This window comes from Taklimakanibacter albus, assembly GCF_016595235.1.
GTDB classification, from domain to species: Bacteria; Pseudomonadota; Alphaproteobacteria; order Rhizobiales; family Aestuariivirgaceae; genus Taklimakanibacter; species Taklimakanibacter albus.
Genome location: NZ_JAENHL010000007.1, coordinates 2,077,695 through 2,101,174 on the forward strand (window position 1 = coordinate 2,077,695; position 23,480 = coordinate 2,101,174).

At 63.0% G+C, this 23,480-nt stretch carries 24 protein-coding genes; 9 read left to right on the top strand and 15 right to left on the bottom strand.

The window, feature by feature from the left end:
* Positions 1–51 precede the first annotated feature (51 nt).
* Positions 52–912, top strand: a complete 861-nt coding sequence (locus JHL16_RS21355; RefSeq protein ID WP_200186840.1) for a LysR family transcriptional regulator — start codon at positions 52–54, stop codon at positions 910–912.
* Here the strand turns inward: JHL16_RS21355 and JHL16_RS21360 are convergent.
* The 12 genes from JHL16_RS21360 to JHL16_RS21415 all read right to left on the bottom strand — a co-directional run bounded on the left by JHL16_RS21360 (position 909) and on the right by JHL16_RS21415 (position 12,607).
* Positions 909–1,568 (bottom strand): MIP/aquaporin family protein, encoded by a 660-nt coding sequence (locus JHL16_RS21360; RefSeq protein ID WP_200186841.1) that lies wholly within the window; start codon positions 1,566–1,568, stop codon positions 909–911. The genes JHL16_RS21355 and JHL16_RS21360 overlap by 4 nt on opposite strands.
* A gap of 20 nt (positions 1,569–1,588) precedes the next feature.
* Positions 1,589–3,868 carry a nitric oxide reductase activation protein NorD gene (locus JHL16_RS21365; protein ID WP_200186842.1) on the bottom strand — a complete coding sequence of 760 codons (2,280 nt, stop codon included), beginning with the start codon at positions 3,866–3,868 and terminating at the stop codon, positions 1,589–1,591.
* A gap of 2 nt (positions 3,869–3,870) precedes the next feature.
* Positions 3,871–4,668 carry a CbbQ/NirQ/NorQ/GpvN family protein gene (locus JHL16_RS21370; protein ID WP_200186843.1) on the bottom strand — a complete coding sequence of 266 codons (798 nt, stop codon included), beginning with the start codon at positions 4,666–4,668 and terminating at the stop codon, positions 3,871–3,873.
* A gap of 67 nt (positions 4,669–4,735) precedes the next feature.
* Entirely contained in the window at positions 4,736–5,776 is a 1,041-nt protein-coding gene (locus JHL16_RS21375; RefSeq protein ID WP_200186844.1) for an aliphatic amidase, read from the bottom strand.
* A gap of 46 nt (positions 5,777–5,822) precedes the next feature.
* Complete coding sequence (gene urtE, locus JHL16_RS21380; RefSeq protein WP_137856996.1) at positions 5,823–6,521, bottom strand: urea ABC transporter ATP-binding subunit UrtE; 699 nt, start codon at positions 6,519–6,521, stop codon at positions 5,823–5,825.
* Positions 6,514–7,266 carry an urea ABC transporter ATP-binding protein UrtD gene (urtD, locus tag JHL16_RS21385; protein WP_137856997.1) on the bottom strand — a complete coding sequence of 251 codons (753 nt, stop codon included), beginning with the start codon at positions 7,264–7,266 and terminating at the stop codon, positions 6,514–6,516. The genes urtE and urtD overlap by 8 nt, the downstream gene beginning before the upstream one ends.
* Entirely contained in the window at positions 7,263–8,390 is a 1,128-nt protein-coding gene (gene urtC / locus JHL16_RS21390; RefSeq protein ID WP_200186845.1) for an urea ABC transporter permease subunit UrtC, read from the bottom strand. The genes urtD and urtC overlap by 4 nt, the downstream gene beginning before the upstream one ends.
* The gene (gene urtB, locus JHL16_RS21395; protein ID WP_200186846.1) at positions 8,387–9,256 is read right to left on the bottom strand and encodes an urea ABC transporter permease subunit UrtB; all 870 of its coding nucleotides are present in this window, start codon (positions 9,254–9,256) and stop codon (positions 8,387–8,389) included. Before urtB ends, urtC begins: the two co-directional genes overlap by 4 nt.
* Positions 9,257–9,318: 62 nt before the next feature.
* Complete coding sequence (locus tag JHL16_RS21400) at positions 9,319–10,566, bottom strand: transporter substrate-binding domain-containing protein (RefSeq protein WP_200186847.1); 1,248 nt, start codon at positions 10,564–10,566, stop codon at positions 9,319–9,321.
* A 128-nt stretch (positions 10,567–10,694) separates the two neighbouring features.
* Positions 10,695–11,276 carry an ANTAR domain-containing response regulator gene (locus tag JHL16_RS21405; protein ID WP_137857001.1) on the bottom strand — a complete coding sequence of 194 codons (582 nt, stop codon included), beginning with the start codon at positions 11,274–11,276 and terminating at the stop codon, positions 10,695–10,697.
* 3 nt (positions 11,277–11,279) lie between these two features.
* Entirely contained in the window at positions 11,280–12,386 is a 1,107-nt protein-coding gene (locus JHL16_RS21410) for a transporter substrate-binding domain-containing protein (protein WP_348647247.1), read from the bottom strand.
* Positions 12,387–12,439: 53 nt separating this feature from the next.
* On the bottom strand, positions 12,440–12,607 hold the full coding sequence (locus JHL16_RS21415; protein WP_200186849.1) for a hypothetical protein: 168 nt from the start codon (positions 12,605–12,607) through the stop codon (positions 12,440–12,442).
* A gap of 292 nt (positions 12,608–12,899) precedes the next feature.
* Between JHL16_RS21415 and JHL16_RS21420 the strand changes: the two genes are divergently transcribed.
* The 8 genes from JHL16_RS21420 to JHL16_RS21455 all read left to right on the top strand — a co-directional run bounded on the left by JHL16_RS21420 (position 12,900) and on the right by JHL16_RS21455 (position 21,334).
* A complete protein-coding gene (locus JHL16_RS21420; RefSeq protein ID WP_200186850.1) occupies positions 12,900–14,936 on the top strand; it encodes a GYF domain-containing protein in 2,037 nt (678 codons plus the stop codon).
* Positions 14,937–14,968: 32 nt separating this feature from the next.
* A complete protein-coding gene (locus JHL16_RS21425; protein ID WP_200186851.1) occupies positions 14,969–15,961 on the top strand; it encodes an NADPH:quinone reductase in 993 nt (330 codons plus the stop codon).
* 124 nt (positions 15,962–16,085) lie between these two features.
* On the top strand, positions 16,086–16,799 hold the full coding sequence (locus JHL16_RS21430) for an FCD domain-containing protein (protein ID WP_200186852.1): 714 nt from the start codon (positions 16,086–16,088) through the stop codon (positions 16,797–16,799).
* 28 nt (positions 16,800–16,827) lie between these two features.
* Positions 16,828–17,802 carry a substrate-binding domain-containing protein gene (locus JHL16_RS21435; protein ID WP_200186853.1) on the top strand — a complete coding sequence of 325 codons (975 nt, stop codon included), beginning with the start codon at positions 16,828–16,830 and terminating at the stop codon, positions 17,800–17,802.
* Between the two features lie 58 nt (positions 17,803–17,860).
* Positions 17,861–18,874 (top strand): ABC transporter permease, encoded by a 1,014-nt coding sequence (locus JHL16_RS21440; RefSeq protein WP_200186854.1) that lies wholly within the window; start codon positions 17,861–17,863, stop codon positions 18,872–18,874.
* On the top strand, positions 18,871–19,617 hold the full coding sequence (locus JHL16_RS21445; protein WP_200186855.1) for an ATP-binding cassette domain-containing protein: 747 nt from the start codon (positions 18,871–18,873) through the stop codon (positions 19,615–19,617). The genes JHL16_RS21440 and JHL16_RS21445 overlap by 4 nt, the downstream gene beginning before the upstream one ends.
* 7 nt (positions 19,618–19,624) lie before the next feature.
* On the top strand, positions 19,625–20,524 hold the full coding sequence (locus tag JHL16_RS21450) for an SMP-30/gluconolactonase/LRE family protein (protein WP_200186856.1): 900 nt from the start codon (positions 19,625–19,627) through the stop codon (positions 20,522–20,524).
* Positions 20,525–20,548: 24 nt separating this feature from the next.
* Positions 20,549–21,334, top strand: coding sequence for an SDR family NAD(P)-dependent oxidoreductase (locus JHL16_RS21455; RefSeq protein WP_200186857.1), 786 nt, complete (start codon positions 20,549–20,551; stop codon positions 21,332–21,334).
* 392 nt (positions 21,335–21,726) lie between these two features.
* On the opposite strand, the gene JHL16_RS21460 is transcribed toward JHL16_RS21455, so the two are convergent.
* From JHL16_RS21460 to JHL16_RS21470, 3 genes are all read right to left on the bottom strand, one after another.
* Positions 21,727–22,068, bottom strand: coding sequence for a hypothetical protein (locus tag JHL16_RS21460; RefSeq protein WP_200186858.1), 342 nt, complete (start codon positions 22,066–22,068; stop codon positions 21,727–21,729).
* A gap of 93 nt (positions 22,069–22,161) precedes the next feature.
* Positions 22,162–22,815, bottom strand: a complete 654-nt coding sequence (locus JHL16_RS21465; protein ID WP_200186859.1) for an amino acid ABC transporter permease — start codon at positions 22,813–22,815, stop codon at positions 22,162–22,164.
* A 1-nt stretch (position 22,816) separates the two neighbouring features.
* The gene (locus JHL16_RS21470) at positions 22,817–23,473 is read right to left on the bottom strand and encodes an amino acid ABC transporter permease (protein WP_200186860.1); all 657 of its coding nucleotides are present in this window, start codon (positions 23,471–23,473) and stop codon (positions 22,817–22,819) included.
* Between the last annotated feature and the right edge of the window lie 7 nt (positions 23,474–23,480).

Consider the following 23,480-nt stretch of genomic DNA (forward strand, 5'->3'; position numbering starts at 1 on the left):
GCAAATTTTTCGAATAGTTGCTATCGGAAATCTCAATCGAACGGGATCGCCATGAATGTCGACCAGTTGCGCAGCTTTGTCGAGGTGGTGGCGACCGGCAGTTTCAGCCTGGCCGCCAGCCGGCTGAATGTCACGCAGTCGACCGTCTCGGCGCGGATCCGGGCGCTCGAGGAACAGCTCGGCCAGCCGCTTTTCCTGCGCGGGCGCGAAGGCGCCGACCTCACCCCGGCGGGCCTCAGGCTCGAGGCCCATGCGCTGGCGATCCTGAGCTCCTGGGAACAGGCGCGCCAGGAAATCGCCCTGCCGCAAGGTTTTCAGACCATATTCCGCCTAGGCGGCCCGGCCAGCCTGTGGAGCAGCCTGCTGCGCCCCTGGCTTTCCTCGATGCGCGAGCGCGCGCCCGACGTGGCGGTGAGGCTCGAAGGCAGCCATTCCGACAATATCATCGAACGCCTGTCGGAAGGGCTGCTCGATCTGGGCGTGGTGTTCATTCCCCGCCGCAGGCCCGGTCTCCTCGTCGAGACCTTGTTCGACGAACGCCTGGTCCTTGTCTGCCACAAGGAGATCATCGACGACTGGCACAGCCATTATGTCAATCTCGATTGGGACGACGAATTGCGCTCGGCCCACCGCGAGGCCTATCCCGATCTGCCAACGCCGGCCATCACCATCGGTCCGGCGGTCCTGGGCTTGAACTATCTTCTCGACCAGCGCGCCGCGGGCTACCTGCCCTGGAGCCTCGCCGCGCCCTGGATTGCGAGCGGCCATATCACACCGGTCGAGAACGCGCCCGAGATCCGCCGGCCGGTCTATGTGATCGCACCCGACACACACGCCCACACCGAGCTGCTCGACCTGGCGCTGCGCTGCCTGCGCTCCATCGGCAGCCTGCTGCAGGATTTTCGCGATTAGCGCTCGAGGAAGCGCCAAGTCCAGCCGGCAACGAGAATGCCGATGATGGGTCCCAATACATAAATCCAATAGAACCGCCAGTCGCCGAGAAACATGGTCGGGCCGAAGGCGCGCGCCGGATTCATCGCCGCTCCCGCAATCGGCCCCATCAGCATGACCTCGATGCCGACGACGAGGCCGATCGGCACCGCGGCGAAAGAGCGAAGCGGCGGCGCGACCGCGAAAGCGGCGCGAATGACCAGCATCATCACGAAGGACAGGAAACATTCGATGGCGAAGGCGCCGGCGAGCGGAAGGGCCAAACCCGGATTGGGCAGATTGGCGCCCATGCCACCTTGCGCGCCGAGCGTATAATAAAGAAGAGCCGCACCCGCACAGGACCCGGCGAGCTGCGCCACGATATAGCCAGGCACCAATCGCTTGGGGAAGTCACCGAAGGCGGCGAGCCCCAGGGTCAAGGCCGGATTGAAATGCGCGCCCGAAATATCGAACAAGGCCCAGATCAGAATCATCAGCGCCAATCCTGAGGCCGAGCCGGCGATCAGCGGTCCCGGCAGATTGCCGAGCATGGTGGTGACCATGACCGCGCCCGCCGCGAAAAACACGAGAATGGCCGTGCCGAGGAATTCCGCGGCATAGAGCCTGGCACTGCTCAAGCGATTGCCGTCCTGCATGATCAGATGGTGAGTCTGAAATAGAGCATCGGCAATTTTTCGGGAAGGGCCTCGACCCGATTGATCATCAGGTGGTTGCGCGGACCGAAGATGCGCGGCAGATAGTTTTCACCGCCGCCGTCGAGGCCGACACAGAAGACGTCGACACCCTGCCGGGCCAGCTCCTGCACCGCTTTGCGCGCATCCTCGACCAGATATCGCTTGTCGGCGACGTCGATATCGGCGGGCTCGCCGTCGGTGATGACGAGCACCAGCTTACGATGCGTGGCCTGGGTCGCGATTTCCGCCCCCGCCTGGCGCAGCGCGGCGCCGAGCCTGGTCGACAGCATGCCACGCAACCCCGCCAGTCGCGCTTTCACCACCGCCAGATTGTCCTCGGTGAAATCCTTCACCCGGTAGTAGCGCACCTCTTCGCGCCCATTCGAGCAGAAGGCATGGAGCGCGAAAGGGTCACCGAGATCGGCCATGGCCTGGGCGAGCAGCGCCGCCGCCGCCCGCTCGAGCGCGATGACGGTGGTCGTCGTGTCGCGTACCCGGTCGCGGGTCGATTCCGATATGTCGAGCAAAGCCAGCACCGAGAGATCGCGCGCCCGCATCTCCTGCGTTTCATAGAGGCGCGTGTCGGGAGGAAGGCCGGCGCGATAATCGATCATCGCCCGGATGGCGGCATCGAGATCGAGGCGGTCGCCTTGCGGCTGGCGGCGCATCCGCACCGGCCGGCTGACCTTGGCCGCCTTCACCAGCCGGGCGATGCGGCGCTCGACATCGGCGTGATCGGCGAGGATGGCATCGATCGCTTCGGCCGCCGCCGGTTTCGGCTTGAATTCCAGGATCGTCGTCCAGTCATGCCGCATCAGGCCGCCGACATGATCCCATTCGGAACGCCGGGCGATCGGGATGCCGGCATCCTCCGGCAGTGCCGTCAGCTTTCCGGCCCGGTTCGCCGAAACGTCGCTCGTATCATCACGCTCGCGCCGCTCGCTCCCCTCAGGCGTCTCCTGCTCATTGAGACGCACCGCCTCGAGCAGCATCTCGGCGGTTTCCGCCTGCTCCGGCGGCGTCTCGCCGAAATCCCACAGGCCCAGATTGTCATCGCGATAGGACGGCTCGATCACATGGCTTCTGGCATTGAACTGGATGCGCATCTGGCCGATGTCATTGCCGAGCAGCCCGCCGATGCGCCGGCTGATCGCCGGATCCTCCCATTGATCACGGGCATCGCGAAACATCCGGCGCGCCTTGCTGATCCACGGATCGTCATCGACATAAGCGGGATCGATCAGCGCCCGCGCCAGGCGCATCATCAGAAGCTCGGCGGTGAGGGCCGTGCCGGGCTCGGCGACATGGAAGCGCGACCACAGCCGGCGCAGGCCCGGATATTCCTCGGCGGCCAGCGCCTCGATACGCGCATCCTCGATCAGCCCGACCAGCGCCAGCTGCACGGGCCGGAGCGAGCCGACCGGAAATTTGGCCCTTCCATACCTCAGATGCGCGCCGATATGGGCGAAGACCGCGTGATAATGGGCGGCTGCCGCCGCGCCGCGATAACCGGCATAGATCTCGGGCACGCGGATGAAGGCGCCATCGAAGGAGGCCCGCCGCATCACCCGCCCGCCCGGCCTGACGCTGGCCGCGCGGATCACCGGGCGGATCTTCCACAGGGCGATCAGGAAGGCGCGCAGCGATGCCTCGATATCGGTGAAGGCGACATCGTCCGGATCGCGCTCGAAGGCTTTGAGCGTCGCCATGTCGGTGACGGCGAAATAGAGCGCCGCCTTGGCGGCATCACCACCGCTCTGACGGATGCCGTTTGCCGCCCAGGCGCGAAAGGCGAGCACGCTGAGCCGGCCGAGCACGAAGCCCGAGGCGCGAATGATGAGGGACGCAGCGCCTGGCGCCAGCGTCGCCGCCTCCTCGACCGTCCGCAACCAGATCCGCAAGGCGGCGTTTTCCTCGAGAAGTGCGGCCACCGCCGGCAGCGTGCTGAGGAAGCGCAGAGCGGCTTCAGGTCCCGCCGCCTTGGCGATGCCGGTCGCGGTGTCGGCAGTGGCGAGCGCCAGATCGACGCCGTGAAGCCGCGCCACCTCGACGCTACCGGTGGCGAAGGCGAAAGGCGCCGCGGGGTCGCTGATCTTCGCCGCGACCCGCTCGAAGCCGTCGATCCACAGGTCGAAGGCAGGCCCGGGAAAGACCTCGCGCACGCTCTGCCAGGTGCGCCGGTCGATGGCCTGGGCGAAGCGGACGCTGCGCAGCAAGCCGTCTATGAGACCGTCGTCGGTCATCCTCAGACGCAGGCGGCGATCGTTTCGGTGAGGGCGCGGCGCATATCGGGATCATCGCTGATCGGCAGCACGATCGCCACCTCGCAAGCCTCGCGCAGCGGGATCGACCGGCTCATCAGCCGGCCGGCCTGGACCAGCATGCGGGTCGAGGCGCCTTCATCCAATCCATGTCCCTTCAGATTGCGGGTGCGTCCGGCGATCCGCACCAGCACGGCGGCGTCCTCATGCGCGATCCCTGATTCATGGGCGACGATCTCGGTTTCGATCGACGCTTCGGGATAGGAAAAGTCGAGCGCCGCGAAACGCTGCTTGGTCGATTCCTTCAGATCCTTGATGACGCTCTGATAACCGGGATTGTAGGAGATCACGATCTGGAAGTCGGGATGCGCCCGGACCAGCTCGTTCTTCTTCTCGAGCGGCAGGATGCGACGGTCATCGGTCAAGGGATGGATGACGACGGTGGTATCCTGGCGCGCCTCGACGATCTCGTCGAGATAGCAGATGGCGCCGTGGCGAACACTGAGTGTCAGCGGGCCGTCATGCCAGACGGTGCCTTCGGCATCGAGAAGGAAACGCCCGACCAGATCCGACGCCGTCATGTCCTCATGGCAGGCGACCGTGATCAGCGGCTTGCCGAGCCGCCAGGCCATATGCTCGATGAAACGTGTCTTGCCGCAGCCCGTCGGCCCCTTCAGCATCATCGGCAGGCGCGCCGCATAGGCCGCTTCGAACAGCGCCACCTCATTGCCGACGGGATGATAATAAGGCTGTCCGGTGAGGAGATAATTGCTCAGATCCATGACTACGACATCCATTCAGGCATGACCGGAGAGTGGCCCCGACCACTCTCCGGTCCCCGGCTCTTACTCAACGATGGGCGCGCGTCTTCGGATTCGGAATGCCCTCGATCGGCGACTCCTCGGTGCCGACGGTCGAACGGGTGATGGCCTCCACCATCTCGCGCGTGCCTTCCGGATCGGTGATCCACTTCTTGTAGAAATCATAGGGGCAGCTGGCGACGCCCTGCGCCCCCTCGCCCGAATTGATCATGCCGGTATAGCCGCGATGCACCAGCTTGAAGAGATGGTTGTTGGACTGGCTGTTCTTGCGCGCGTCGCGAATGAGCATCTTCGACAGCTGGGCATATTGGATGCCCATCTCCTCTTCGCCGCATTCGCCGAGCGTGCGACCGTCGAAACCGATGATCGCCGAATGGCCGAAATAGGAGTAGACGCCGTCGAAGCCGGTAGCGTTCGAAACCGCCACATAGCTGTTATTGGCCCAGGCCATCGCCTTGGCCATCAGCACCTGCTGGTCCTTGGCCGGATACATATAGCCCTGGCAGCGCACGATGAGCTCGGCGCCCTTCATCGCGCAGTCACGCCAGATTTCCGGGTAATTGCCGTCATCGCAGATGATCAGGCTCACCTTGAGGCCCTTGGGGCCCTCCGACACATAGGTGCAATTGCCGGGATACCAGCCTTCGATCGGCACCCAGGGCATGATCTTGCGGTATTTCTGCACGATCTCGCCCTTGTCATTCATCAGGATGAGCGTGTTGTAGGGCGCCTTGTTGGGATGCTCCTCATGGCGTTCGCCGGTGAGCGAGAACACGCCCCAGACCTTGGCCTTGCGGCAGGCAGCCGCGAAGATCTCGGTCTCCTCGCCCGGGATCTGCGAGGCGGTCTCATACATCTCCTTCTGATCATACATGATGCCGTGGGTGCTGTATTCCGGGAAGATCACCAGATCCATGCCGGGCAGGCCCACTTTCATGCCGACCAGCATCTCGGCGATCTTGCGGGCATTGTCGAGCACCTCCTTCTTGGTATGGAGGCGCGGCATCTTGTAGTTGACCACCGCAACGCCGACCGTGTCGTTGCTGCTACCGATATCGCCATGAATCATGTTCGTCTCCCAGATGGTTGCCTGATCATTGCGCACCGACGCATGGTCACACCGCCATGTGCTTGTGCATGAGATTGTCCGTCAGGTTCTTGACGGGACCCTCCGCCACGACGCGGCCCTTCTCCATGATTACGAAGGAGTCGGAGGCGCGCCGTGCGAATTCGATATCCTGCTCGACCAGGATGATGGTGATGCCATGCGCCTTGTTGAGCTTGATGATCGCTTCCTCGATCTGCTCGACGATGTTGGGCTGGATGCCCTCGGTCGGCTCGTCGAGCAGGATGATCTTAGGGTTTGTCAGAAGCGCCCGGCCGATCGCCAGCTGCTGTTGCTGGCCGCCGGAAAGATTGCCGCCCTGCCGGTCGAGAAACTCGCCGAGCACGGGGAATATCTCGAAGACGAGATCGTCATAGGAATGCTTGTCGCCGCCGGAACGCGCGAAGGTGCCGAGCTTCAGATTCTCCCGCACCGTGAAGGTCGGGATGATGCCGCGGCCCTGCGGCACATACCCGAGGCCCGCATGGGCGCGCTTGAAGGTCGGCAGCGGGTCGAGGCGTTTACCCGACAGCGCGATCTCCCCGCCGCAGCGGTCCATGAGGCCGAGGATCGCCTTGAACAGAGTGGTCTTGCCCACCCCGTTGCGACCCAGAACGGCCAGGAATTTGCCCGTTTCGAGCGTGAGATTGACGCCCTGAAGGGCGCGCGAATTGCCGTAATAGGCTTCGAGATTCTTGAGCTCAAGCACCGCTGATCCCCACCGATCCCAGATAGACCTGTTTGACTTTCGGATTGTTCTCGATCTCGGCGACCGGGCCTTCGGCGAGGAGCTTGCCCTGATGCATCACCGAGATGATGTCGCCGATCGCCTTGACGAATCCCATATCGTGCTCGACCACGATGATCGTGTGTTTGCCCTTGAGGCGGTTGCAGATATCGGCGGTCTTCTGCGTCTCCTGCACCGTCATGCCGGCGGTCGGCTCATCGAGCAGGATGAGCTCGGCGTCCTGGGCGAGCAACAGCGCGATCTCGAGCCATTGCGTCTGGCCATGCGAAAGATGCGCCGCCGGCACGTTGAGCTGATCGCTGAGCCCCACGAATTCCGCGAGCTTGTCGAGGCCGTCGCTGTCGGCCGAATGCGCCCAGCGCAGCAGATTGGCGAGGACGCCATTGCGCTTGCAATAGGCGACTTCGAGATTCTCGCGCACGGTGAGCTGGCGGAAGACGCTCGGCACCTGGAATTTGCGCCCGACGCCTGAGCGCGCGATCTGATAGTCGTCATGCCGGCCGAGCTCGATGCCCTTGAAGCGGATCGAGCCGCCGCTCGGCACCGTTTTGCCGCAGATGAGGTCGAGGGCGGTGGTCTTGCCGGCGCCGTTCGGCCCGATGAGACAGCGCAACTCCCCCTTCTCCACCTTGAGCGACAGGCCGTTCACCGCCTTGAAGCCGTTGAAGCTGGCGCTGACATCGCTGAGTTCGAGATGCGCGGTCATTTGCCCTCGGCGAGTTTGGTGGAGCGGGCGATGGAATTGCCGCGCTTGGCCGGTTCGGGCGTGGCGCGGCGGCCGCCGAACTTCTCGGTGAGTTTTTCGCCGAGGCTCGCTATGCCATTGGGCAGGAACAGCACCACCAGCACGAAAAGCGCGCCCATGACGAGCGTCCAGGTGTCGAGGAAGACCTCGGATTCAGAGAGCGCGCCCTGCATGCCGGCGACGAGAATGGCGCCGAGCAGCGCGCCGACCAGGCTTTGCCGGCCACCGACCGCGCACCAGATGACGATCGACAGGCTGAGCTGCACGCCGAGAAAGGTCGGCGAGGCGAATTCCATGACGATCGTGTAGAGCATGCCGGCGAGACCGGCGATGCCGGCCGAGATGCAGAACACCATGGTCTTGAACAGCGCCACGTCGTAACCGAAGAAGCGCACGCGGTCTTCCTGGTCGCGGATCGCCTGCAGGATGAGCCCGGCCTTGCTCTTGGTGACGGCAAGCGCCAGGAACAGGCACACCGTCAGACAGATAGCGATGAGATAATAGGTCGTCGCGCTATAGGCATCGAAGGTGATGCCGAAGAGCTCGAGCTGGGCGAGATCGGTGATGCCGTTGAAACCGCCCGTCGCCCATTGCTGGTCGATGATGACGAGATTGACGACTACCAGAGTGGCGAGCGTGATGATCGCCACATAGACTCCGGTGACCCTGCCGCGGAACATGAACCAGGCGAGGATCGCCGAGACGATCATCGGTCCTATGATGCCCGCCGCGATGGCGAAGGGCATGGAATAGAACGGCTTCCAGAACCACGGCAGCGCCTCGACATTGTTCCACACCATGAAGTCGGGCAGCCCTTCCGAGCCGGTATGGACGGGAATGGTGCGCAGCTTGAGCGCCATCGCCATGCAATAGGAGCCGAGCCCGAAGCTCATCGCCTGGCCGAGATTGAGGATGCCGGCATAACCCCAGGACAGTGCCAGTGCCATCGACACCATGGCCAGCACCAGATAGCGGGCGAAGCGGTTGAGCAGGAAATCGTCGTTGATCAGCATCGGCAGGAGGAAGATGGCGAGGCACACCGCGCCATAGACGAAGACCTGCCTCATGGTGCGCTTCGACATCATGTGCGCACCCTTGTGACGAAGAGGCCCTGCGGCCTGAAGCGGATGAGAATGACGATACCGACCAGCACCAGCGCCTTGGCGACGGTGTCGTTCTGCCAATATGCGAGCACGCCTGAGAGCTGGCCGAGAAGCACCGAGCTCGCCACCGTGCCGAACAGGCTCTGGACGCCGCCCAGCACCACGACGAAGAAGGCATCGACCACATAGCCGGTGCCCATTTCCGGTGACACGCTCTTGAGCGGCGCCACCAGCGCGCCGGCGAGGCCGGCAAGCCCCGCCCCATAGGCGAAGGTGCCGGTATAGATCGTGCTCGCATTGATGCCGAAGGCGGTGGCGATGCTGCGGTCCTGGACCACGGCGCGCAATTGCATGCCGACCGTCGTCTTGTTGACGAGCATCCAGGTCGCGGCGAAGAGGGCGGCGCCTGCGATGATGATGAAGACACGATAGGCCGAGACGTCGACGCCGAAGATGTCGACAGTGGCGGCGAGGCTCGGCGGCATCTCGACATAACGCAATTCGCCGCCGGCGGTGAGCCGCACCAGCTGCTGCAGCATGACGCCGATCCCCCAGGTGGCGAGGATGGTGTCGATCGGCCGGCGATAGAGATAGCGGATGACGCCGCGCTCGATGAGGGCGCCGAGGAGCGCCGTGGCGATGAAAATGATGATGAGGCTCGGAAACAGGCTGATGCCGGCATAGGCTTTGAGCGCCCAGGCACCATAGGCGCCGAGCATGATGAACTCGCCATGCGCCATGTTGATGACGCCCATCGAGCCATAGATGATCGACAGGCCGAGGGCGACGATGAGCAGGATCGAGCCGATGCTCAGGCCGGTGATGAATTGTTCGAACAGAAATTCCATGACCGAAAGCTCACAAGGCTAGAAAGCCGCGGCGGTACAAAGCCGCCGCGGCCGGATGAGTCTCAGGCTTCCTTCAAGCCCGTCTCGGTGCATTTCTGGTTCGGATAGGCGGCATAAGGATCGGGCGCCTTCCATTCGGCCGAATCCTTCAGCACCTCGAACTGGCCGTCAGATTTCGCGACGGCGATCTTCGGCCACAGCCAGGTGTGGAGATTCTCCTTGTCGAGATGGATCTTGCCTTGCGGGGCCACATATTCCTGCCCCTTGATCGCCTCGCGGATGCCGTCCGGCGTGATGTCGCTTTGGGCCAGCTTCTCGACTGCCTGCTTGAACAGATACATCTGGAAATAGCAGGCTTCCGAAACGAAATGCGTGACCTTGTCGTCGCCCCAGCGCTTCTTGTAGGCGGCGACGAATTTCTCGTTCTCGGGCGACTTGTGCACCATGAAATAGGGCGCCGAGGTGAAATGGCCGGCCGCGGCATCGCCGCCCATCGCCGCCACTTCGTTTTCGGATGTGGTGAGGCTCGCCATCGGCATCTTGGCCGGATCGAGGCCGGCGGCGCGATATTGCCGATGCAGCGCCACCACCGAATCGCCCACCACCGTCGAGAAGATCACATTGGGTGCGGTGCTCTTGATCTTGTTGATCACCGAGGAGAACTCGGAATGGCCGAGCGGCACATATTCCTCGTTCACCACTTCGCCGCCGAGCTTCTCGAGCAGCTTCTTGCAGTAGTTGTTCTCCTCCTTCGGATAGATGTAGTTCGAGCCGATGAGGAAGAACTTCTTGCCGAACTTTTCGACCAGCCAGGGCACGAACTCGTCCTGCTGCTGGTTGGGCACGGCGCCCGTATAGATCACGTTCTTCGAGCATTCGCGGCCCTCATAGAGGGTCGGGTAGAAATAGAGATTGTTGCGCTTCTCGACCACCGGCAGCACCGCTTTGCGGCTGGCCGACGTGTAGGAGCCGAAGACGCTGACGCATTTGTCGCCAACGACGAGCTTGCGCGCTTTCTCCGCGAAGGTGGCGGGATCGGAGGCCGGGTCTTCGACGACCGCATTGATCTGCATGCCGTTGATGCCGCCGGCCGCGTTGATCTCCTCGATCGCCATGATCGTCGCCTTGTTCAGCGACTCCTCGATGATCGCCGTCGTGCCGGTGAGCGAGAACAGCACGCCGACCTTGATTTCACCGCCGGCGGCGCGCGCCAGCGAATAGTCCTTGATCCAGATATGTGGGAATCCGCCCAATAAACCTGCGCCGAGCGCAGCCGTTCCCGTCAGGAACGATCTTCTCCTGATAGCCATCGTTTCCTCCATGACAACAACAAAAAACCCCCAAGTTGACCTGGACCGGTCAATCATGAGGGCGTTACTGCCTGATTATGTGAGCGGCGCTTTTGCCGCTGTCCGCATTTTTGCGGGGTGCGCGTTTCTTATACGAGGCTGTCGGAAGTGTCAACGAGTTTGGACGCGAGCGACGCGACAGTGACGCGTTTCTTCATCGCCATATCGCGCAGTACACGGAAGGCTTCCGTTTCATTGATGCGATTGCGCCGCATGATCAGCTGCTTCGCCTTCTCAATATCGCGCATGGCGCGCGCATTCTCTTCCATGCGCGCGATGCGCGTCTTCTGGCGCCGGAAGAAGGCGAACTGGTCGAAGGCGAGCAGCATCGCTGCATCGATGAGATGCGGCTGATAGGGCCGGCTCAGCACCGCATTGGGGCAGGCCACATGCAGCTCGTGGTAATCGAGGCGCACATTCTGCGGCAGCAGGACGATGAGCGCCGCCTCCGCCTCGCCCGGCATCCAGGCGAGCCGGTTGCCGAGGCCCGGCCCATATTCGCAGAACAGTACATCGGCATTTTCGCCGATACGGTCGGGCGCCGGCCATTGATGCCGGACCTGCGCGCGGCTGCGCTGGAGGTGGCGCAGAAGCGACTGGCCGTCCTCATCGGGCTCGCAGACGACCAGCAGGCGCAGGCGCGAGAACTGGGCCAGGGGATTGATCGCCATGGCTCAGGCGCTTTCCGCCAACCGATAGGGGCTGATGAGATAGGGATCGGCGTCGATCTGCGACAGCGACTGATGCATGATGGCGAAGTGTCCGGCCCGGTTGACGCGCCCGACGCGCGACCAGACATTGGCATGGCTGCAGGCCGGATTGATCGACACGGTGCCCTGCGGCGCATCGATGGTCGAGCCGAGCACCAAAGGCCGCAATATGTCGGTGTCGAGCGTGTTCACCTGCGCCAGCGCCTTGGCCAGGAGATGCACCTGAAAATAGGCCGCTTCCACGCACATATTCGTGTTTTCGCTGTCGCCGTAGCGCTTGCGGTAGCGCTGGACGAAGGCCTCTTCCTTGGACCCGCCGATGCCCTGGAAATAAGGCGCGGCGGTGATGTGGTGCTCACCGACATCGGCGCCCATCGCCTGGATCTCGGCCTCGGTGGTGGTGAGGCTGGCGATCGGCAGCTTCTTGGCGTCGAGGCCGAAATCGTTGAAGGCCTGATAGAGAAACACGGTCGCCTCGCCGACCACCGTCGAGAAGATGACGTCCGGGCTGGCGGTCCGGATGTCGCGCATGATCGGATAGAACTCCTCGCGCCGGGCATTGAGCGACACATACATCTCGCCGACCACCTCGCCGCCCGACTGATTGACGAGGGCGCGCATGATGCGGTTCGATTCGCGCGGATAGACATAGTCGGAACCGACGAAATAGAAACGCGTGCCGTAATTCTGGGCGAGATAGGTGAACAGCGTCAGGCTGTTCTGGTTGGGCGCGGCGCCCGTATAGATGATGTTGGGCGAGAATTCGAAGCCTTCATAGAGGGTCGGATACCACAGGAGGCCGTTGAGGCGCTCGACGATCGGCAGCACCGCCTTGCGGCTCGACGACGTGTAGCAGCCGAAGATGGTGCGGATGCCGTCCTCGGCCAGCATCTTGCGCGTATAGGCGCGGAACTGCGCATTGTCGGAGCCCGGATCGAAGACGGCGGGGACGAGTTCGCGGCCATTGATGCCGCCGGCCTCGTTGATCTCGTCGATCGCCAGCATCGTGCCGCGATACTGCGTCTCTTCGATGAGCGCCATATAGCCGGTGCGCGAAAACAATACGCCCACCCGCCAGGGCTCCGACGTCTGCTCTCGTCCAATGCCAGGCATGTTCCAAAGCCTCAGCGCATATCCGGAAAATAGCGAGGGAGCATGCTCGCTTTGACCGATCCGATCAACACTTCATTTTTGCGGCGGCGAAAATCCAGTTCGCGGGCACAGGAAAGTGTGTCTGATGCGCTGCGATGATCGCGGTCATCGACCGCCGCATTCACGACCTTGGCGTACAATGCCGGAGGGAATCACGACGCGCGCGGAGACGCGAAATATTGATCAGGGCACTGATGATTTTCACCTGCTCCGGAGCGTCGCGGAGACGAGATCGGCAACGAGCCGGGAGAGGGGTCCCCCGAATCGCCATTTCGTAAAATTTTAGTTACTTTTCATATATTTACCGCTTCCCCGACCAGATGTACCTAACGCTTGCCTAACCCGTTCATCTGCATTTAGCTTACCCAGGTCACGATCACTTAGGGTTAATTCCGGCCCGGACGGCCCGTGACCGGTTAGTGCAGGTGCGGCATGACGACTGCAGCGGCCATTTCTTTTGCCGGGGCCCTTCTCGGCATTGCGGTATTCTCCCGAGTTCCGATCTGGGCGCTGAAGGCCTGGAAGGAGATGAGCTTGCGGCGGCTCCTGGCCGCCCATCTCCTCACTTATGCTGTCGCCGTCATCGTCTCGGCCTTCGCCCTCGCCCATGGCGGCGCACCGCAGTGGCAGGTGGCCTTGGCCAGCTTTGTCGTGCCGTCCGCCCTGGTCTTCGCGCTCGATGCGCTCGGCATCTACTTTAAGATGAGGGATGGCACGCGGCCCATCGCCTGGTTTACCCATGTCGGCGGCAAACGGAACGGGCCGATGGCGACGGAAGCCGTCACCGCGGCATTGGCCGACAATTCGCTCAAGCCGACCGACTGGATCTGGCGGGTGGGCTTCAAGGAATGGCAGCAAGTCCAGACGGTCGATGTCGCCGCCGCGGCGGAGCCTCCGCCTGCTCCCGTCGAACCTAAAACACCGTATCTTCTGCGCCACTGGAAGGGCGTGCTGTCGCTGCCGAAGAGCTTCTGGCTGAGCGGCCTCGTGATCGCCTTTCTGTTCGGCGTCCTCTATTTCTCCCTCATGCGACTCGACATCGCCGACTATCCGATCCTGGTGAGCGTCGGGGTGATCGGCCTGTGGCTGGCGCTGCTCGCCGCCATGGTGTGGTTCGCCGTCGGCGTCGTCCGCGCCGCCGAGCGTTATGAAGCCGAACATCCGAAACGCATCTGGAGCATCGCCGCAAAAGGGGCGACGGTCATCGCGGCGCTCTCCGTGCTCGCCATCTTCGCCAGGCTCGGCGTGCCGCAGATCCAGCATTTCGCCGACGCCATCTTCGAGACCACGGAGCCGCGCTACACGGTGGCGCTGCTGCGCGACGACACCGAGCTCAACGTCACCGGCCCGATGGATCTGGGCCTGTCGGAAACGGTCGATGAGGTCCTGCATGATCATCCGGCGATCGCGACCATCTATCTGAACAGCCCGGAAGGCCGCCCCGCCGAAGCTGACAGGCTGAGCGAGATCATCCTCGCCAATAATCTCAACACCTATGTCTCGGCCGTCTGCGCCGGGCCCTGCGTCAAGGCCTTCGCCGCCGGCAAGAGCCGCTGGCTGTCGCGCGACGCGGTCCTGGCCCTTGGTCGTCCCGAATCCGGCGCGCAGGACTCCGCCGAAGCGCAACCTCATATCGCCAAGCTGCGCAGCTTCCTCCGCGGCCGCGGCGTCGAAGCGGACTTCATCGAGCGCGCTTTGGCGGTGACGGAGAAAAATGCCTGGCGGCCGAGCCATGCCGAGCTCTTCGCGTCGGGTCTCGTGACCTCTTATGCGACCGACGCCGATGTGGCGCAGGCCGGCATTCCGCTGCAGGAGATCGACGACGCCGAAAAGGCCCTCGACCAGGTCGCCCTTTATCGGACCTTGCGCGAAAAGCATCCGAAAGCGCGCGAGGAGATCTTCGCCATCCTGCGCCAAGGCACGGTCAAAGGCGAAGCCGCCGCTGAGATGCGCCGGCGCATGTGGGCGATCATCACGCCGATCGTGGCGCAGAGCATATCTTCCGCGTCCGACGCGGCACTCACCTCCTTCTACCAGATCGCGGCGGAAGAGGCCGAAGCTCTGGCGGCGAAGGACGCCAAGGCCTGCGAGGCCTATCTCAAGGGTGAGACGGGCGGTTTCGATCCGGCTCTGCTGCCCGCGTCCCTGCAGGAGCGCGAGCTCGCCGCCACGGCGGAGGTGATCCGCACCAGCGGCAGCTATGCCGGCCAGCCGGTCGATCAGAAAGATGTCGAGGCTCCGTTGATGCAGCTCCTGCTCGCAGCCACGGCGGATGGCTTCACGGCGGCCGAGTTCCGCAATGCGATCGAGTTCAAGCTCGATGCGGCGCGCAACTGCAAAGGCACGATCCTGTTCCTCAAGTCGCTGCAGGGTCTGAATGAACCCGGGCGCTCGGCTCTCCTGCGCTTCGTCGCCCAGCGAACCGCCGCGCTGCAGAGACTGAGCAGGCAGATGATTTCCGGCGGTTGAGTCGGATCCGCGCGCGGCCTATCCTTGCTCGCATGAAAGCAGCCTATTACGACCGGCAAGGCCCGGCGCGCGATGTTCTCCTCCTAGGCGATCTGCCGGAACCAGAACCCGGATCCGGCGAAGTGCGCGTGCGCATCCACGTTTCAGGGCTCAATCCTTCAGACACCAAGACGCGTGGCGCTTTCGGCGGCCGGCCGATGGGTTTTCCGCGCATCGTGCCGCATCAGGATGGCGCAGGTGTCATCGACAGAGTTGGGCCTGGTGTATCCGAGACGCGACTTGGCGAGCGCGTCTGGCTCTATGAAGCGCAATTCGGCCGCGCCTTTGGGACAGCTGCGCAGTTCACCGTCATTCCCTCGGCCCAGGCCGTGCCTTTGCCGGATGACATCTCCTTCACGACCGGCGCCTGCCTCGGCGTGCCGGCATTGACCGCACATCGCTGCCTGTTCGCCGATGGTGATATCAGGGGCCGGCATGTGCTGGTGCAGGGCGGCGCCGGTGCCGTGGGCACCGCAGCCATCATGCTCGCCAAATGGGCGGGCGCTTTCGTTGCGACGACGGTGAGCCGGCCTGAGCAGGAAAAGGTCGCGCGTGAAGCGGGCGCCGATCTCGTCATCAACCGGCAGACGGAGGATGTCGCGGCGCGCGTGAAGGAAGCCACGCGCGGCAAAGGTGTCGAGCGTATCGTCGAGGTCAATCTCAAGGCCAATCTCGCCATCGACATGGCGTGCCTGGCGCTCGATGGCGCGGTCGTTTCCTACGCGACCGACGATCCGGCCGCGGTGATCCCCATCCCCTTCGTGCCGGCGATGCAGCGCGGCTACAATTTCCGCTTCATGCTCGTCTACACCATGTCGGAGGAGGCACATCGCCTGGCGGTGCGCGACGTGACCGCCTGCCTGACGGCCGGCGCCTATAGTCCCGTGATCGGGCTGAGATTGCCGCTCGAACGTATCATCGAGGCGCATGAGGCCCAGGATTCAGGTCAGGTGATCGGCAAGATACTGCTCGATCCCGGCGTCTGAATTTTAATATTCACCAATATCTCCAATAGCTTGCAGGGCCTTACCCGGGATTGACGGAATCCCGGCCCTTGACTCCGTTTCTGCTCTGCGCTCTGGTGGTCTGACAATATGACATGAGCATCCCGTGGAATTCGTCCCCATCGTCAAGACGACTTCGGCCCAACAGGTCGCCCAGCAATTGCTGGGCATGATCCGCCGCGGGCTGCTCAAGCCCGGCGATCAGTTGCCGACCGAACGCGAGCTGATCGAAAGCTTAGGGGTTGGACGCTCCACCATCCGCGAAGGCCTGCAGATCCTCTCCACCCTCAATATCGTCCAGGCGAGCCCCGGCCACGGCACCTTCATCAAGGCGCCGAGGACCGAGGATGTTTTGCGGGTCGAGCAGATCGGCTTCCTGATCAACAATGTCGTGGCGCTCGACCTCCTCGAGGCGCGCGAGCTGATCGAGCCGCAATCGGTCCGCCTCGCTTGCATCAGGGCCACGCCCGAGGATCTGGCGCCGATCGAGCGATTGCTCGACGATCACCGCGCGGCGCTCGATCGTAGCCTGCCCACCGATGAGCATGCGGCGAAATTCCATGTGCTTCTGGCCGAGGCGACACGCAACCAGGTCTTCGTCACTTTCATGGGATCGATCCTCGATCTCCTGCGTGCCCGCGGCCGCACCGGGCGCCTGAGCGATGAGCTGCGCGAGACCGAGCTTGCCGAGCACCGCGAGATCCTGCGCCTGGTGCGCGCCCGCGACCAGCAGGCGGCCGCCGATTATGTGACCGGCCATATCGTGCGCTGGGCCGTGCATTACGACGTCGTCCTTGCCGGCAAGGCCGACAACAAATGAAGCATCACAACAAACAGGGAGCAGAAGAATGAAGAAAACGTCACGTCGCGAGGCTTTGGCCTCGATGATTGCCGGCTCGGCCGCCCTTGTGGCGGCAAGCGCCATGCCGGCGGGCACCGCTCTGGCCGAGGAAGAGAAGGTCAATGTCACCTTCATCATCTACACCGCCGCCGGCGATCCCTTCTGGAATCCGGTGATCCAGGGCGCGCAGGAAGCCGCCAAGGATCGCGGTGTCTCCGTCGACATCCAATATGCCGACAGCGATCCGGTGAAGCAGAACAACCTCATCGAGACCGCGATCGCCAACAAGGTGCAGGGCATCGCCCTCGTCAACTGGCTGCCCGACGCCTTCACCGCCAACATCGCCAAGGCGCGCGCCGCCGGCATCGCCGTCATCACCTTCGACACTGATGATCCGAAGCCCAACGCGACCGAGAGCCAGGCCTATGTCGGCCAGGATTTCTTCGCCGCCGGCCAGCGCATCGCGCGCAAGATGGTCGAGGCGGGTAGCCTCAAGAAAGGCGATCACGTCGTGGCGCCGGTCGAGGATCCGGATGCCTTCTACGGCACCGAGCGTTATCGCGGCATCAAGGCGGCGCTCGACGAAGCGGGCATCACCTCGGAACGTCTCGACGCCTCGCCGACCATGGCGACCGCGTTGACCCGCATCTCGCAATATCTCGTCGGCCGTCCCGACACCAAGGCGGTCATCGGTCTCGGCAGCGTGGTGACCGAAGTCGGCCCCCAGGCGGCGGCGGAAGCGAATGTGACGCCGGTCATCGGCGGCTTCGATCTGAGCCCCGGCATCATCGACTCCATTCTCGCCGGCAAGATGGTCGCGACCGTCGATTCGGGCGCCTATTACGAAGGCTATATGCCGATCGTGATGCTCTATTACTTCGTCAAATATGGCGTGCCGCCCTCCAGCATTCCGATCGGCGGCACGGTGATCGACAAGAGCAATGCCGAGCTCGTCAAGAAATGGGCCGGCACCTACCGGTAAAACAGTAACCTACATGCCGGCTCGCATTCAGGGCGAGCCGGCCCTTTAGCGATATGACATGACGCAAGACGCCGCTCCTCTTCTCAAATCCACGACGCCCGCAATCCCGCATTGGCGCCGCCTCATGCGGCAGCCGATCGTCAATATCTGCCTGTTCTTCTTCGTCCTGCAGGTGATCTGCATCGTGGCGTCGCTCCTTTATCCGAACGATTTCAGATATGTTTCGGAAACTAATATCGGTCTTCTGCTGCGCGCCATTCCGGTGCTCGGCATCATCTCGCTGGGCGTCGGCGTCCTGATGATCACCGGTGAATATGATCTGTCCGTCGGATCGGTCTATACGCTGGCGGGCTACAGCATCGCGCTTCTGTTTGGCATGGGCCTGCCGGTATGGCTTGCGGTCATCGCCACGCTTGCCATCGCGATCGCCATCGGCGTCACCAACGGCCTCATCACCGTCAAATTCGCCATTCCCTCCTTCATCGCCACCATGGGCGCCATGCTGGTGGTGCGCGGCGTGGTGCGCTGGCTGTCGGAAGGCCGCACCGTTTCCTTCAAGCCGGACGAGACCTTTTCGGGCCTGCTCACCGGTGCCTTTTACGGCATCGAGGCGCCCTTCATCTGGTTCATCGGCCTAGCGCTGCTCACCGGTCTGCTTGTTCACAAAAGCAAGCTCGGCAATCATTTCTATCTGGTCGGCGGCCATGAGAAGACCGCCATCGCGGTCGGCATCAACAGCCACCGGGTCAAGGTCATCGCTTTCGCACTGGCGAGCCTCGCCGCGGCGATCGCCGGCATCCTCAGCATCACCCGCGTCGGCACCGCGACGCCGGCGCAGGGCATCGGCCTCGAATTGAAAGCCATCGCCGTCTGCGTCATCGGCGGCCTGTTCCTGTCGGGCGGCCGCGGCACGGTGCTCGGCATCGTGGTCGGCGCCTGCCTGATGTATATGGTCGAGGACGTCCTGCTGCTCCTGCGCGCGCCTGGCTTCTATCTCGACGTCTTTGTCGGCGCGATCCTGGTCGTGGCCGTGATCCTGAACACCTGGCTCACGCGGAAGGCCGGCAAATGACCATTCCCTCCTCCACCCCGCTGCTGGCACTCAAGGGCATTTCCAAGCAATATGGCCATGTCCAGGCGCTGAGCGGCGTCGACTTCCAGATCAACCGCAACGAGATCGTCGGCCTTCTCGGCGACAATGGCGCCGGCAAGTCGACTTTGGTGCGCATCATGTCGGGCGTCGAATTCCCCGACAGCGGCCAGGTCTTCCGCGACGGCCAGCCTGCCACCATCAAATCGCGCAAGGATTCCGAGAAGCTCGGCATCGAGACGATCTACCAGGACTCGGCGCTGGTCGGCTCGGCCTCGATCATGCGCAATTTCTTCGCCGGACGCGAATTGACGAAGGGCCTGGGGATTCTCGACACCCACAAGATGAACGCCATCGTGATGGACATTCTCGTCAATATGGTGCGCATCTCCGGCATCAATTCGCCGGATATCCTGGTCGAGGCTTTGTCGGGCGGCCAGCGCCAGGCGGTCGCCATTGCCCGCGCCGTTTATTTCAAGACCGCGATGCTGCTGCTCGACGAGCCGACCAGCGCTCTGTCGGTGCGCGAGACGGCGAAGCTGCTCGAGCATCTGGCCGAGCTCAAGCGCGAGGGCGTGTCGGCGGTCTTCATCACCCACAATCTCTATCACGCCTATGAAAGCTGCGACCGCTTCACCATTCTCTCGCGCGGCCAGGTGATCGGCTCGCTCGCCAAGGCGGAGACGAGCGTGCGCGAGCTCAACGACCTGATCGTCAAATATTGAGGGCAGCGTGAAGATAGAATGCATCTACGAAGCGCGCTCTGTCCTGTCGGAAGGCGCATTGTGGTCTTCGAGGGAGCAGGCGCTTTACTGGATCGATCAGATGCGCCCCGAGATCCACCGCCTCGATGTGGCCCAGGGCATCGACACCAAATTCGACCTGCCGCTGCCCGAGCAATTGGGCGCCGTGCTGCCACGCGCGGCAGGCGGCTTCGTTCTCGCCGCCTCGGATGGCGTTTCCTTCATCGACAAAGACTTCCGCGGCCGCGTCCCTTATGTGAATCCGATCGCCGATACGCCGCGCGCCAGCTTCAATGACGCGAAATGCGACCGGCAGGGCAGATTATGGGCGGGCACCACCGACCGGCTCGAAACCGAGAAAGTCGGCGCCCTCTTCCGCATCGATCGCGACAACGACGCGGCGCGTGTGGTCGACGGCTTCATCTGCTCGAACGGCCCGTCTTTCAGCCCGGATGGGCGCGTGATGTATCACAGCCGTACCCATGACCGCGCCATCTATGCGCATGACATCGATCCGGTGACAGGCACGGCGAGTGACAGCCGCATCTTCGCCAGGATCGAGCCCGAAGCGGGCGTGCCCGACGGCTCGACCGTCGACGCCGAGGGTTTTCTCTGGTCCACCCATTGGGGCGGCTCTCGCATCACCCGCTACGCGCCCGACGGCCGCGTCGACCGGGTGATCGAAATGCCGGTCGAAAGCCCGACCAGCTGCGCCTTTGGCGGGCCCGACATGACCACGTTGTTCGTGACCTCGGCCTCGATCCGCTTCGTCGACGGGAAATGGGTCTATCTCGACGACGCAGGTTTCGCGCGCACCCCTTTGGAAGGCGCCATCTTTGCCATCGAGACGGGAATCCGTGGTCTGCCGGAACCGGCCTTCCGCGGCTGAGAAGAAGAAACGAAAGGAACCGCCATGCCGGGACGTTTTGAAGGAAAAAGCGCCATCGTGACGGGTGCCGGACGCGGCATCGGCCTCGGCATAACCCGCTGTCTCGCCGGCGAGGGCGCTCGTGTGCTGCTCGTCGATCGCGATCAGGACCTCCTGGCCAAGGCGGTGCAGGCTCTCGGCGCCGACGGCGGGCAAGTCCAGGGCTTTGCGGCCGATGTCAGCAAGGCGGCCGATATGCGCCGCGCCGCCGAGGCCGCCATATCGGCATTCGGCAAGATCGACATTCTCTGCCCCAATGCGGCGGTGTTCGATTCATCGCCGCTCGTCACCATGCCGGAAGAACTGTGGGACCGCCTCCTCACCATCAATCTCAAAGGTGTCTTCCTGGCGGTACAGGCCTGCCTGCCGCATATGATGGCGCGCCGCTATGGCCGCATCGTCGTCACCTCCTCGATCACCGGCAACCGCACCGCCATCGGCAACATGGCGCATTACGCGGCGAGCAAGGGCGGCATCAACGGCTTCGTCAAGGCGGCGGCGATCGAGATCGCCCGCCACGGCATCACCATCAATGCTGTCGAGCCCGGCCATGTGATGACCGAGGGGGCGGCGCCGCAATATGACGATGAATTCAAGGCAGCCGTCGAAGCCTTCATCCCCATGGGCCGCTTCGGCCTGCCCGAAGATATCGGCAAGGCCGTCCTCTATCTGGCGAGCGACGATGCCAACTATGTCACCGGCCAGACCGTGACCGTCGATGGCGGCGTCACCTTGCCTGAATATCCACCGGGTTTCCCGCGCGCCGGCTGACTCTTTTAATACTGGAAAGTCTTCGCCTACTGAACTTTCACAAGCCGGCAGACGGCCGTCTTCAAATTCCGGTAGGAGGCCGCGCTCTTGCAATGACCGAGAGCGCTGTTGATTGCTTTCTTCTGGCTGCCCCACGCGTAAGAATATCCGCAAGCCTGCTGCCCGTCGAGAACCTGGGAGGCAGCGAACGCCTTATGCATCGCAACCTTGCGCCATTCCTTATAGAGCACACGACATAGTCTGGTCATGCCGGCGGTTTCGTCCGCACGCACGGGAAGCGCCGTACCGGAAAATCCGATCACAAACACAGTTGCGGCCGCATAGCGAAACAGGGATCCCCCTGTCGGCCCTTTCGACTATCTCCGCCCCATACTTTCCCCCTGGTCTGGTCCCTAATGCACCTTGATCACCCGGCAGGTATCTCCGAGCTTCAGGTTGCGCATATGATCGTCCCTCTTGCACAGGCTGATAGCCTTGGCGATCGCCCTATCTTGATTCTCCCAGCCCCATGAAATATCACAGGCCTGCAGGCCATTGACGATCTTGGAGGCCGCAAAAGCCCTGTGCGGGAGCTTCTTGTTCCAATCCCGGTAGAGATCACGACAGATTCTCGTGAGCCCGGAAGTTTCATCAGCCACGGCGGGCAGGGTCCGGTTGAAAATTATCGCCGTGAAAACGGCCGCGATCACAAGACAAACCCGTCGCCTTCGGGAACTCGCGCCTGCATGTTTCATTTTTGATCTCCCCCGCTTTGCTGTTACCGGGCAGGAGGAGATTTGGCAAGCCTTCCAGTCCAGCTGCTGCGATCCGCCAACAGCGCGCCGACATTACCGCGCGGCGAGACGTCGGTCGATCACACGGCCTGCTTGCTCGATGGCAAAATTGATGAGGAAGAAAAGCGCGCCGGCAAAACCATAGAACTCCAGCGTCATGAAATTGCGCCCGATGACCTCCTGGGTGCGGAACAGCAGCTCACCGGTGCCGATGACCGACAGCAACGTCGAGGTCTTGACCAGCTCGGCGCCGGTATTGATCCACACCGGCATGATCATCCTGGCCGCTTGCGGCAGGAGCACCAGGGCAAAGATACGAAACGAGCTCAGGCCCAGCGCCTTGCCGGCATCGATCTGTCCGGTGGGGATAGCGCTCAGGGCGCCGCGCACGATCTCGGCCATATGGGCGCCCGAAAACAGACTGAGCGCGATGAGCCCCGATTCGACGGCGGTGAAATTGATGCCGGCGAAGGTCAGGAGATAGAAGACCGCGAGGATCAGCACCAGGACCGGAATGCCACGCAGCGCATCGACCAGAGCACGCACCGGCCAGCGCACCAGCCGGCCGCCATAGGTGAGCGCGACACCGCCCAGGATACCGAGGATCGTTCCGGCGATGATCGAAACCAGCGAGAGCCACAAAGTAAGAATGAGGCCCTGCGTCAGAGCGAAACGGGCGATCCACAGCTGATGCAGGAAATCGGCCATGTCAGAATTTCGGGAAACGCCGCTCGGCGAAACGCAAGGCCGCAGCGATGAGGAGACAGGTGGCGAGATAGAGTACGCTGGCAGTGGCCCAGGCTTCCGCCACCCGGAAGGTCTCGGCATTGAGCTTGCGCGCCTCATAAGTGAGTTCAGGGACCGCGATCACCGCGGCGAGCGATGTGTCCTTGAACAGCGAGATGAAGGTCGTGCCGAGCGCCGGCAGGCAGTTGCGCAGCATGATCGGCAGCACGATACGCCACAGAAGCGGGAGACGTTTAAGTCCCATCGCGCGGCCGGCATCGATGACGCCCTTGGGCACGCCGGAGAGACCGGCGCGGAAGACTTCCGTCAGATAGGCGCCCGAATAGACCGCGAGCGCCAGGATGAAGCTTTCGAGCTTGCCGAAGCGCAAGCCCCATTGCGGTAGGCCGAAATAGACGAAGAGCACGATCACCAGAAGCGGCGTGTTGCGGAAGAGCGAGACATAGACGGCGACGAGCTTTCGCCTGACGCCACCCGCCTCGGCGGCGAAAGCGGCCGCGAGGCCCAGCACCGTCCCGATGGCGAGAGCGGCGAGCGCGAGGGCAAGACCCAGTGCCAGACCGAGGAGGAAGACATCAATCCTGGCCCAGATCACTCCGAAATTGAAGGAGTATCCCATTGCCCTC

Coding starts and splice junctions, on each gene's coding strand:
- JHL16_RS21355 (WP_200186840.1), top strand. CDS start 52: ATGAATGTCGACCAGTTGCGCAGCTTTGTCGAGGTGGTGGCGACCGGC.
- JHL16_RS21365 (WP_200186842.1), bottom strand. CDS start 3,868: ATGACCGACGACGGTCTCATAGACGGCTTGCTGCGCAGCGTCCGCTTC.
- JHL16_RS21370 (WP_200186843.1), bottom strand. CDS start 4,668: ATGGATCTGAGCAATTATCTCCTCACCGGACAGCCTTATTATCATCCC.
- JHL16_RS21375 (WP_200186844.1), bottom strand. CDS start 5,776: ATGATTCATGGCGATATCGGTAGCAGCAACGACACGGTCGGCGTTGCG.
- urtD (WP_137856997.1), bottom strand. CDS start 7,266: ATGACCGCGCATCTCGAACTCAGCGATGTCAGCGCCAGCTTCAACGGC.
- urtC (WP_200186845.1), bottom strand. CDS start 8,390: ATGATGTCGAAGCGCACCATGAGGCAGGTCTTCGTCTATGGCGCGGTG.
- urtB (WP_200186846.1), bottom strand. CDS start 9,256: ATGGAATTTCTGTTCGAACAATTCATCACCGGCCTGAGCATCGGCTCG.
- JHL16_RS21400 (WP_200186847.1), bottom strand. CDS start 10,566: ATGGCTATCAGGAGAAGATCGTTCCTGACGGGAACGGCTGCGCTCGGC.
- JHL16_RS21405 (WP_137857001.1), bottom strand. CDS start 11,276: ATGGCGATCAATCCCCTGGCCCAGTTCTCGCGCCTGCGCCTGCTGGTC.
- JHL16_RS21420 (WP_200186850.1), top strand. CDS start 12,900: ATGACGACTGCAGCGGCCATTTCTTTTGCCGGGGCCCTTCTCGGCATT.
- JHL16_RS21425 (WP_200186851.1), top strand. CDS start 14,969: ATGAAAGCAGCCTATTACGACCGGCAAGGCCCGGCGCGCGATGTTCTC.
- JHL16_RS21435 (WP_200186853.1), top strand. CDS start 16,828: ATGAAGAAAACGTCACGTCGCGAGGCTTTGGCCTCGATGATTGCCGGC.
- JHL16_RS21440 (WP_200186854.1), top strand. CDS start 17,861: ATGACGCAAGACGCCGCTCCTCTTCTCAAATCCACGACGCCCGCAATC.
- JHL16_RS21445 (WP_200186855.1), top strand. CDS start 18,871: ATGACCATTCCCTCCTCCACCCCGCTGCTGGCACTCAAGGGCATTTCC.
- JHL16_RS21455 (WP_200186857.1), top strand. CDS start 20,549: ATGCCGGGACGTTTTGAAGGAAAAAGCGCCATCGTGACGGGTGCCGGA.
- JHL16_RS21460 (WP_200186858.1), bottom strand. CDS start 22,068: ATGAAACATGCAGGCGCGAGTTCCCGAAGGCGACGGGTTTGTCTTGTG.
- JHL16_RS21465 (WP_200186859.1), bottom strand. CDS start 22,815: ATGGCCGATTTCCTGCATCAGCTGTGGATCGCCCGTTTCGCTCTGACG.
- JHL16_RS21470 (WP_200186860.1), bottom strand. CDS start 23,473: ATGGGATACTCCTTCAATTTCGGAGTGATCTGGGCCAGGATTGATGTC.